The following is a 10,268-nucleotide window of genomic DNA, read 5'->3' as shown; positions in this document are numbered from 1 at the left end:
CCACCCCCCCTCCCCCGCCCCCCGCGCCACCCCCCCCGCCCCCACCACCAACTTCACGCCCCCGCGCGGGGCCCGCGGCCCGCTCGACCCGCTGCCGTGGTTCCTCTCGAACGGCCTGGACCCGCGCTAGCGGGCCGGGCCGGCTCGAAGGGCCCGGGCCTGCCAGCGCGGTGGCACTAGAGCTTCTCCACCGGCGCGTAGCGCAGGAGCAGCTGCTTGCGCCCCTCCGTGCCGAAGTCCACCGTGGCCTGGGCCCGGTCACCGACACCCGTGACGGTGACCACCGTGCCCAGCCCGAAGGTGTCGTGGGTGACCCGGTCCCCGACCGCGAGCGAGACGGCCTCGCGCTCCACGACCTTGCCCGAGCGCCGCGCCGACTGCCCCCAGCCCGCCTTCGGCGAGGCCGAGGCCGACGAGCCCGCCCGCGAACCGCCGCCCCCGGAGGAGGACTTGCCCCACGAGGAGCCCGAGGAGAAGCCCCGCGCGGCCGGCGCCTGCGCCGCCCCCGTCCGCTTCCACTCCACCAGGTTCTCCGGGATCTCCTCCAGGAACCGCGAGGCCGGGTTGTACGCGGGCTGCCCCCACGCGCTGCGCAGCACCGAGCGGGTCAGGTAGAGCCGCTCGCGCGCCCGGGTCAGCCCGACGTACGCGAGGCGGCGCTCCTCCTCCAGCTCCTTGACCTGGTTGAGGGCCCGCATGTGCGGGAAGATGCCGTCCTCCATGCCGGTCAGGAAGACCACCGGGAACTCCAGGCCCTTGGCGGTGTGCAGGGTCATCATCGTGATGACGCCCCGGCCCTCCTCGTCCTCGTCCGGACTTCCTCCTTCGGTCCCGTACTGCTTCGCATCCGGGATCTGGTCGGAGTCGGCGACCAGCGCGACCCGCTCCAGGAAGTCGGCCAGCGAGCCGACCGGCGGCGCGCCGTCCTCGCCGGCGTCCGGCCGCTCGCCCGGGTCCTGCTCGTACTCCAGGGCGACGGAGGCGAGTTCCTGCAGGTTCTCCACCCGGGTCTCGTCCTGCGGGTCGGTGGAGGACTGGAGCTCGGCCAGGTAGCCGGTCTCCTCCAGGACGGCCTCCAGCACCGCCGCCGGGCCCGCGCCCGACTCGACGACCTGGCGCAGCCCGGCCATCAGGGTGTTGAACTTCTTGACCGCGTTGGCCGAGCGCGCGGCCATCCCGTACGCCTCGTCGACCCGCAGCAGCGCCTGGGGGAAGGAGATCCGCTCCCGCGAGGAGAGCGCGTCGATCATCGCCTCGGCCCGCTCGCCGATGCCGCGCTTGGGCACGTTGAGGATCCGGCGCAGCGGCACGGTGTCCTCGGGGTTGGAGAGCACCCGCAGGTACGCGAGGACGTCCCGGACCTCCTTGCGCTCGTAGAAGCGCACCCCGCCGACGACCTTGTACGGCAGGCCGACCCGGATGAACACCTCCTCGAACACGCGGGACTGGGCGTTGGTGCGGTAGAAGATCGCGACGTCGCCGGGCTTGGCCTCGCCCTTGTCGGTGAGCCGGTCGATCTCGTCGGCGATGAACTGGGCCTCGCCGTGCTCGTCGTCGGCGACGTAGCCGACGACCTTCTCGCCGTGGTCGCCGGCCGTCCAGAGCTTCTTCTCGCGCCGGTTGGCGTTGCGCTCGATGACGGCGTTGGCGGCGCTCAGGATCGTCTGCGTGGAGCGGTAGTTCTGCTCCAGCAGGATCGTCGTCGCGTTCGGGTAGTCCTCCTCGAACTGGAGGATGTTGCGGATGGTCGCGCCGCGGAAGGCGTAGATCGACTGGTCCGCGTCACCGACGACGCACAGCTCGGCGGGCGGCACCTCGGCGAGGTGCGCGGCGGCCGGGTTCACGAACTCCCCGTCCACGGTGCGCTTCGGCGCGGCGGCGACGGAGCCGCCGCTCAGCTCCCGGACCAGCATGTACTGGGCGTGGTTGGTGTCCTGGTACTCGTCGACCAGGATGTGCCGGAAGCGCCGGCGGTAGTGCTCGGCGACGTCGGGGAAGGCCTGGAGCAGGTTCACCGTCGTCATGATGATGTCGTCGAAGTCGAGCGCGTTGGCCTCGCGCAGCCGCCGCTGGTAGAGCGCGTACGCCTCGGCGAGCTTCTTCTCCATCGGGTTGGCGGCCTGGTCGGCGAAGGTCTCCTCGTCGATCAGCTCGTTCTTGAGGTTGCTGACCTTCGCCGTGAAGGACTTCGGCGGGAACTGCTTGGGGTCCAGGTCGAGGTCGCGGCAGACCAGCGACATCAGCCGCTGGGAGTCGGCCGAGTCGTAGATCGAGAAGCTGGACGTGAAGCCCAGCACCTTGGACTCGCGGCGCAGGATCCGCACGCACGCGCTGTGGAAGGTGGAGACCCACATGGCCCGGGCGCGCGGGCCGACCAGCTGCTCGACGCGCTCGCGCATCTCGCCGGCGGCCTTGTTGGTGAAGGTGATCGCCAGGATCTCGCCCGGCTGCACGCCGCGGGCGCCGAGCAGGTGGGCGATGCGGTGGGTGAGCACCCGGGTCTTGCCGGAGCCGGCGCCGGCCACGATGAGCAGCGGCGAGCCGGCGTGCAGGACGGCCTCGCGCTGGGGGTCGTTCATGCCCTCCAGCAGCTGGGCCGGGTCGACCACCGTCCGGGCGGCGCCGTTGCGGTACCAGGCGTCGCGCTCGGCCGCGGCGGCGTGGTCCGTGTGGAAGAGCCCCTCCGGGATCGCCTCCTCGTACGCGTCGTACGGGACGTCGTCCTCGAACGGCGGGGGCTCCTCGTCGAGGGGAGTGGCGGCGGGCTGCTTCGACCCGGCGGCGGGGGCCTCGAAACCGGGGAGCGGGAGGTCGTCAAAGAGGCTACTCATGGCACTCCGAGTCTATGGCCCCGCACCGACAAGCCCGCCCGGCCCGGGCAGACCCATCGGTGCGGGGCCGGGGGCGGACGGGCTCGTGCGGACGGTGCTCAGACCAGGCGGCGCGCGGTGGCCCAGCGGGTGAGCTCGTGCCGGTTGCTCAGCTGGAGCTTGCGCAGGACGGCGGAGACGTGGCTCTCGACCGTCTTCACCGAGATGAACAGCTGCTTGGCGATCTCCTTGTACGCGTACCCGCGCGCGATCAGCCGCAGCACCTCGCGCTCGCGCTGGGTGAGGCGGTCGAGGTCCTCGTCGACCGGCGGGGTGTCGGTGGCCGCGAAGGCGTCCAGGACGAAGCCCGCGAGCCGGGGCGAGAACACCGCGTCGCCGTCGGCGATCCGGAAGATCGCGTTAACCAGGTCGTTCCCCGTGATCGTCTTGGTGACGTAGCCGCGAGCACCGCCGCGGATGACGCCGATGACGTCCTCGGCCGCGTCCGACACCGACAGCGCGAGGAACTTCACCGACTGCTCGCCGGTCATCACCCCCGCCGAGCGCCGCAGCACCTCGACGCCGCCGCCACCGGGCAGGTGGACGTCGAGCAGCACGACGTCCGGCCGGGTCTCGGCGACGACGCGGACCGCCGACTCGACGTCGTCCGCCTCCCCGACCACGTCGATGCCGGTCTCCGCGGTGCGCCCGATCTCGGCCCTGACCCCGGTCCGGAACATCCGGTGGTCGTCCACCAGCACGACGCGAGCGGTGCGCTCCGGCGCTGCCTCAGTCATTCGTTCTCTCCATCTCCAGCTCGACCTCGGTGCCGCCGTCCGGCGCGGGCCGCACCCGGGCGGTGCCGCCGTTGCGCTTCATCCGGCCGATGATCGACTCCCGTACGCCCATCCGGTCCTCGGGCACCGTGTCGGGGTCGAAGCCGGGGCCGTGATCGCGCACGAACACCGACACCGTCCTCCCCTCGACCTCCGCGTACACCTGGACCGGTCCCCCGCCACCGTACTTGGCCGCGTTGACGGTCGCCTCCCTCGCGGCCTGCATCTGTGCCGCGATCTTCTCGTCCATCGGGCAGTCGCCGACGATCACGAGCTCGACCGGGACGCCGTGCCGGTCCTCGACCTCGGCGACGACCGAGCGCAGGGTCTCCGCCATCGTCTCCGGCGCGGCCTCGGCGGCGGCCTCCGGGCGGTACAGCCACAGCCGCAGCTCGCGCTCCTGCGAGCGGGCCAGCCGCAGCACCTCCTTGGGGTCCTCGGCCCGGCGCTGGATCAGGGTGAGGGTGTGCAGCACCGAGTCGTGGATGTGCGCCGCGATCTCGGCGCGCTCCTGGGCGCGGATGCGGGCGGTCCGCTCGGCCCCGAGGTCCTGCCAGAGCCGCAGTCCGTACGGACCGAGCAGCACGAGCACGCCGGCGAGCACCGCGATCGAGGCCTCGATGACCGAGCCGAGCGTCGAGTCGCTGGTCTGCATCGCGAGCAGGGCGATCGTGCCGGCCACCGCGAGCAGGACGCCCGCGCCGACCCGGGTGTAGGCGCCGCGCCGCTTCTCCCCCTCCTCCAGGCCGAACCAGCGCTGCCAGCGCGAGTCGTCGGCCTGCCGCCACACCAGCGCGACGCCGACGCCGATCGCCAGCAGCGGCCAGGTGTACGGCTTGGCGGTCTGCCAGCCGAGGACGTTGAGCAGCGCGATCACGCCGATGACGACCATGACCAGCGCGGCGAGCTGGCCGAGGCCGCCCTTGGCCGGGCGGGCGGAGGCCTCGCCCTCGGTGGCGGCAGCGGCGGTCTGCACGACCGGCTCGCCCTGCAGGGCGTGCTGGAGCAGTTCGCGCAGCCGGCCGACCCAGCCAGTGCCGGCCCCCGGTTTGGTCAGCGGAGCGCTCGGCCCCTGCCACTGCGCGGCGGGCACGAACGTGCCGTTGACGTACACCCAGTGCGCGCCGCGCCGCGAGGGCTCGCCGATGCCGATCGGCACCACGAACCAGAACGCCGCGTACAGCAGCCCGCCGATCCCCTGCGCGAAGAACAGCAGCACGAACGCCAGCCGGACCCACCGCACCGGCAGCCCGAGGTGCACAGCGAGGCCGTGCGCGACGCCGCCGAGCATCCGCCCGTGCGGGCTGCGGTAGAGCCGGCGGTAGGGCGGACGGCCACCGTCGGACGCGTTCGGGTCGCCGCCCGACGGCGGCGGGGCGTCGGGGGCGAGGGGACGGGGATCGGTACCGGGTGCTGCCACGCCACCGATGGTTCCACGCGGGCGCCCGCGGGCGCATCAGGGTGGGTCCCTACCGCTTATCAGGGACAAGTCAGGGTGCGGACAGGGCTGGTACCGGTTGGGCCCGGCGGCCCGGCCCGGGAGGATGGTGCCCATGACCGAGGACCACCGCATCCAGGACGCCGGGCCCGCCGCCCCGCCGGAACCCGACCGCCCGCCGCTGACCCGGGCCGAGCACCACCGCGTGGTGGCCGGCGTCTGCGGCGGCCTCGGGCGCCACCTGGACATCGACCCGGTGGTCTTCCGCGTCGTCACCGTCGTGCTCTGCCTCTCCGGCGGGCTCGGCCTGTTCCTGTACGGCCTGGCCTGGCTGGTCGTCCCGACCGAGGGCTCGCCGGACGGCCGGGGCGCCGGCCGCGGCGGGCGCACCGAGCTCCAGCGGGTGCTCACCGGCCGGGTGGACGGCCAGTCGGTCGGCGCGGTGCTCCTGACCGTCATCGGCACCGGGGTGTTCTTCTCCTCGATGGGCGACGGCGACCAGATGCTCCCGCTGCTGCTGCTCGCCGGGCTGGTCTTCCTGGCGGTGCGCTACGACCCGGAGCGCCGCAAGGCCCGGGCCCGCGGACGCCGCCGCGGCGGCCCGTACGACCGCTACTTCCCCGAGGCCGAGGCACCCGGCTCCCCGTACGTCTGGCCCCGGCAGGACGTGCCGCAGGACGAGTCGGCCCGCGCCCGGCACGCCGCCATGGGGGTCCCCCCGGCCGAAGGCTGGGGGAGCGCCGCCGGCACCGTCCCCGCGGACACCCCCGCCCCCGGCCCGACCGGCTACCTGTGGGACCCGCGCCACCCGGAGCGGAACCCGTACGGCACCACGGCCACGCCGCCCAGGAGCGGCGCGCCGAAGACCGGCGCCACGCCCCCGTACGGCACCCCGGTGCCCCCGCCCGGCACGCCGTCCCAGCCGTGGTGGCAGCGCACCGACCTGCCGGAGGGGGACCCGCTGCGCAAGGCCGGCCCCGCGGCGCCGCCGAAGCCGACCGTGGTCCGTCACCCGAAGGAACGCTCGGCGCTCGGCTTCTTCGGATTCCTGCTGGCGATCGGCGCGGGCGCCGCGGTCTGGTCCGCCACCGTCGGCCACAACAGCATCACCGTGGTGAGCTCGACCGTCCTGGCCACCGCCCTGCTGGTGGTCGGTCTGACCCTGCTGGTCGGCGCGAAGTTCGGCCGGGCCCGCAAGCTGGCCGCGATCGGCCTGCTGCTCACCCTGGGCCTGGCCTTCGTCGGCCGCTCGCCGAACTCGCTGCAGAACGCCTTCGGCGACCGCACCTGGACGGTCGCCTCGGCGTCCCAGCTCAAGGAGAAGTACGGCCTCGGGGCCGGCCAGGCCCGGCTCGACCTGAGCGCGCTCGACCCGGCCGGGGCCGAGCTCTCCAGCCGGGTGGAGATGGGCGCGGGCGACCTGACGGTCGTGGTGCCCTCCGACGTCACCGTCAACGTGGTCACCCAGATGGCGCTCGGCAGCATCAGCGTCCCCGGCAGCGACGGGAACGACAGCACCGGCCGCCACACCTACGAGATCCACCCCGGCACCGACCGGCCGTCCAAGGGCACGCTCGACCTCATGCTGGAGGTCGGACTCGGCAACATCAAGGTGGTCCAGAAGTGAGGAAGCACCGGATCGACCTGTTCTCGCTGATCGCGGGCGCGCTGTTCACCGTGATCGCGGTGGTCTACCTGGTCGCGGCGGTCAACGACCAGTCGGTGAACGGACGGATCGTCATCCCCGTCACCTTCATCGTGCTCGGCGCCGGCGGCCTGGCCGGCGCGGTCGCGGCGGTGGCCCGCCGCGGCCGGTCCGACGACGGGGACTAGCCACTGCCCGGCGGCTCAGCTCTGCTGCGGGCCGAGGTTCAGCTTTTCGCCGCTCTTCGTGACGGTGTACTTCGCGAGCGGCTTGGTGGCCGGACCGTTGACCACCGCGCCGGTGGCCGCGTCGAACCGCGAACCGTGGCACGGGCAGTACAGCTGGCCGTTCTTGGGGGCGTCCACCGCGCAGCCGGAGTGCGTGCAGACCGACGAGAGGCCGCAGTACTGGCCCGCCTTGGGCTGGACGATGTAGACGGCGTCGCCCGTCGCCGGGTCCTTGACCTGGGCCGAGCCGCCGACCGGCACGCTCGCGGCGGCCACCGAGGGGGCCGGCCCGGGGGGCGCGGAAGGGGTCGCGACCGGGGCGGCGGACTGCTTCGGCGCCGCCGCCTTGTCCCGCCCGAAGGTCCGGGTGAGCGAGCCGGTCAGCAGCCCGGCGCCGCCGATCGCGACGGCGGCGATCCCGCCGTCCATCAGGGCCCGGCGCCGCACGTGCTCCTCGCCCAGCCCGCGCTCGCGGTCCCGCCCGGCGCGCCGGGCGAGGTAGCCGTCCACCGAGAGCTCCGGGGTGCCGGCCAGCAGGAGCGGCGTCCAGGCCAGCAGGTAGACCAGGTCGTTGCCGAGGTAGTACGGCGAGACGTTCCAGCTGACGGTCAGCCACAGGCTCAGGCTGATCGCCGCGCCGCCGAGCGCCGCCACCCGGCCCCACAGGCCGAGCAGCGTGCCGAGGCCGACGGCCAGCTCGCCGAAGGCCACGAGGAGCGCGAACAGGGTCGGCGCGTCCAGCGCGGGGCCGAGCAGGAAGGAGACGGGGCTGGCGGCCCGGACGGCCTGCGTCTGCGAGACGAACGACGCCGGATCGCCGGCCCCGGCCAGGTAGTGCGCGTCGGACAGCTTGTCGAGGGCCGCGTAGACGAAGGTGACGCCGAGGAAGAGCCGCAGCGGCAGCATCGCGAACCGGGTCGCGAACGCCCGCCGCTGGGCCGCCCGGTCCGCCCGTCCGGCCGCGCCCCCGCCGACCGCCACGGAGTTGCCAGCCTCCGACATGCCTCACACCTTCCCTCGCGGCCTGCCGCTCCTGACAGGTCCGGTCCGCATTCTGCCCGCTCGTGAACGCTTTCGGTGGGAGGTCCACCTCACGCGGACCCCCCGGAACCGCCGACGGCCGCGCCGTCGCCCCCTCTCAAGGGAACGACGGCGCGGCCGTTCAGGCTCCGGTCCGGCGTCGGACACCCGGGCCGGCGGGAGTGCCTACTCCCACTCGATGGTGCCCGGCGGCTTGCTGGTGACGTCCACGACGACGCGGTTCACGTCGCGGACCTCGTTGGTGATGCGGGTCGAGATGCGGGCCAGCACGTCGTACGGCAGGCGCGACCAGTCCGCGGTCATGGCGTCCTCGGAGGACACCGGACGCAGCACGATCGGGTGACCGTAGGTGCGGCCGTCGCCCTGCACGCCCACGCTGCGCACGTCGGCGAGCAGCACGACCGGGCACTGCCAGATCTCGCGGTCCAGGCCGGCCGCGGTCAGCTCCTCGCGGGCGATGGCGTCGGCCTCGCGCAGCAGGTCCAGGCGCTCCTCGGTGACCTCGCCGACGATGCGGATGCCGAGACCCGGGCCCGGGAACGGCTGGCGCTGGACGATCTCCTCCGGCAGGCCCAGCTCCTGGCCGACCATCCGGACCTCGTCCTTGAACAGCTTGCGCAGCGGCTCGACCAGCTGGAACTGGAGGTCCTCGGGCAGGCCGCCGACGTTGTGGTGGGACTTGATGTTGGCGGTGCCGGTGCCGCCGCCGGACTCCACGACGTCCGGGTACAGGGTGCCCTGGACCAGGAAGTCGACCGACTCGCCCTGCTCGCCGGCCTCGGCGATGATCTCGGCCTGGGCCTGCTCGAAGACCCGGATGAACTCGCGGCCGATGATCTTGCGCTTCTCCTCGGGGTCGGTGACCCCCTTCAGCGCGTCCAGGAAGCGCTCGGCCGCGTCGACGACCTTCAGCTGCACGCCGGTGGCCGCGACGAAGTCCTTCTCGACCTGCTCGGTCTCGCCCTTGCGCATCAGGCCGTGGTCGACGTAGACGCAGGTCAGCTGGTCGCCGATGGCCTTGTTGACCAGGGCCGCGGCGACCGCGGAGTCCACGCCGCCGGACAGGCCGCAGATCGCCCGCTTGGTGCCGACCTGCGCGCGGATCAGCGCGACCTGCTCCTCGACGACGTTGCCCGTCGTCCAGGTCGGGGCGAGGCCGGCGCCGCGGTAGAGGAAGTGCTCCAGGATCTGCTGGCCGTGGTCGGAGTGCAGCACCTCGGGGTGGTACTGGACGCCGTAGAGCCGGGCCTCGTCGTTCTCGAAGGCCGCGACCGGCACCACGTCGGTGGAGGCGGTGACGGTGAAGCCCTCGGGCGCCGCGGAGCAGGCGTCGCCGTGCGACATCCACACCGAGTGCTTCGCCGGGACGCCCTCGAACAGGGTGGAGCCGGAGCGGCTGACGGTCAGCGGGGTGCGGCCGTACTCGCGGGCGCCGCTGTTGTCGACGGTGCCACCGAGCGTCTTGGCCATCAGCTGGAAGCCGTAGCACATGCCGAACACCGGGACGCCGGCCTCGAAGATCGCACGGTCGAGCTGCGGCGCGCCCTCCTCGTAGACCGAGGACGGGCCGCCGGACAGGATGATCGCCTTCGGGTTCTTGGCGAGCATCTCGGCGACCGGCATGGAGCTCGGCACGATCTCGCTGTAGACCCGGGCCTCACGCACCCGGCGGGCGATGAGCTGGGCGTACTGGGCACCGAAGTCGACGACCAGCACGGTGTCGGTCTCAGGTACGGACTGGACGGGAATTGCAGCGGACACAGACGGCCTTCCGGCAGCGGTATCGAGGGTGTCGCTCGGCACGCGTCCCGGGCAGGGGCCACGACGGCGACGGGTGGGGGTGTCTGAGCCCGATTCTACCGGGCTGCCCGGTTTCACTCGTCTGCACGTCCAAGCGGCCGTGACCGGACGGGCTCGCGCTTCGTTGCTTCACACGACGTGCGACCGCGCCGCGCCCGCCAGACGCGCCGCCTCCGCCCCGGGCGCGGGGCGCCGCCGCGCGTCACGCAGGACCACGCGTGGAGCTCCATTCCAGTCCACCGGCGCACGTGGCGCCGCCGTCGTTCCGGCCAGACCGGGCGCGGCGCGCCGTGGGACCGTGCGCGGGTGCCGCGGCCGGCCAGCAGGGGACAGCGACCCCGGCCACGACTGGACCGCGAGGTGGGGGGGGGGGGGGGCGCGGGGGGCGGGGGCGCGGGGGGGGGCCCCCCCCCGCCCCCCCCCCCCGCGCGGGGGGGGGGGGGGGGGGGCGCGGGGCGGGCGCCGCCGCCC

At 73.7% G+C, this 10,268-nt stretch carries 7 protein-coding genes; 2 read left to right on the top strand and 5 right to left on the bottom strand.

Annotated features, from left to right (window positions below; all coding sequences use genetic code 11):
• Window positions 1-176: 176 nt before the first annotated feature.
• The 3 genes from pcrA to ACFV4G_RS11450 all read right to left on the bottom strand — a co-directional run bounded on the left by pcrA (window position 177) and on the right by ACFV4G_RS11450 (window position 5,066).
• Window positions 177-2,831 carry a DNA helicase PcrA gene (gene pcrA / locus ACFV4G_RS11460; RefSeq protein ID WP_380438971.1) on the bottom strand — a complete coding sequence of 885 codons (2,655 nt, stop codon included), beginning with the start codon at window positions 2,829-2,831 and terminating at the stop codon, window positions 177-179.
• Window positions 2,832-2,929: 98 nt separating this feature from the next.
• Window positions 2,930-3,607, bottom strand: a complete 678-nt coding sequence (locus ACFV4G_RS11455) for a response regulator transcription factor (RefSeq protein ID WP_329927624.1) — start codon at window positions 3,605-3,607, stop codon at window positions 2,930-2,932.
• Window positions 3,600-5,066 (bottom strand): PspC domain-containing protein, encoded by a 1,467-nt coding sequence (locus ACFV4G_RS11450; RefSeq protein ID WP_380438968.1) that lies wholly within the window; start codon window positions 5,064-5,066, stop codon window positions 3,600-3,602. Before ACFV4G_RS11450 ends, ACFV4G_RS11455 begins: the two co-directional genes overlap by 8 nt.
• Window positions 5,067-5,199: 133 nt before the next feature.
• Here ACFV4G_RS11450 and ACFV4G_RS11445 point away from each other — a divergent pair, with 133 nt between their 5' ends.
• Window positions 5,200-6,711 carry a PspC domain-containing protein gene (locus tag ACFV4G_RS11445; protein WP_380438965.1) on the top strand — a complete coding sequence of 504 codons (1,512 nt, stop codon included), beginning with the start codon at window positions 5,200-5,202 and terminating at the stop codon, window positions 6,709-6,711.
• Window positions 6,708-6,917 carry a hypothetical protein gene (locus ACFV4G_RS11440; protein WP_380438963.1) on the top strand — a complete coding sequence of 70 codons (210 nt, stop codon included), beginning with the start codon at window positions 6,708-6,710 and terminating at the stop codon, window positions 6,915-6,917. The genes ACFV4G_RS11445 and ACFV4G_RS11440 overlap by 4 nt, the downstream gene beginning before the upstream one ends.
• A gap of 15 nt (window positions 6,918-6,932) precedes the next feature.
• On the opposite strand, the gene ACFV4G_RS11435 is transcribed toward ACFV4G_RS11440, so the two are convergent.
• The gene (locus ACFV4G_RS11435) at window positions 6,933-7,958 is read right to left on the bottom strand and encodes a Rieske 2Fe-2S domain-containing protein (RefSeq protein ID WP_380438961.1); all 1,026 of its coding nucleotides are present in this window, start codon (window positions 7,956-7,958) and stop codon (window positions 6,933-6,935) included.
• 204 nt (window positions 7,959-8,162) lie between these two features.
• Window positions 8,163-9,758, bottom strand: a complete 1,596-nt coding sequence (gene guaA, locus ACFV4G_RS11430) for a glutamine-hydrolyzing GMP synthase (protein WP_380438959.1) — start codon at window positions 9,756-9,758, stop codon at window positions 8,163-8,165.
• Window positions 9,759-10,268: the final 510 nt, after the last annotated feature.

This window comes from Kitasatospora sp. NPDC059747, from assembly GCF_042732955.1.
Lineage (GTDB): Bacteria > Actinomycetota > Actinomycetes > Streptomycetales > Streptomycetaceae > Kitasatospora.
Note: the sequence above shows the minus strand (reverse complement) of the source record. Positions and strands in the feature narration are given on the sequence as shown.

Bases quoted from the DNA above. Each gene is read 5' to 3' on its own strand.
- pcrA (WP_380438971.1), bottom strand. From the start codon at position 2,831: ATGAGTAGCCTCTTTGACGACCTCCCGCTCCCCGGTTTCGAGGCCCCC.
- ACFV4G_RS11455 (WP_329927624.1), bottom strand. From the start codon at position 3,607: ATGACTGAGGCAGCGCCGGAGCGCACCGCTCGCGTCGTGCTGGTGGAC.
- ACFV4G_RS11445 (WP_380438965.1), top strand. From the start codon at position 5,200: ATGACCGAGGACCACCGCATCCAGGACGCCGGGCCCGCCGCCCCGCCG.
- ACFV4G_RS11435 (WP_380438961.1), bottom strand. From the start codon at position 7,958: ATGTCGGAGGCTGGCAACTCCGTGGCGGTCGGCGGGGGCGCGGCCGGA.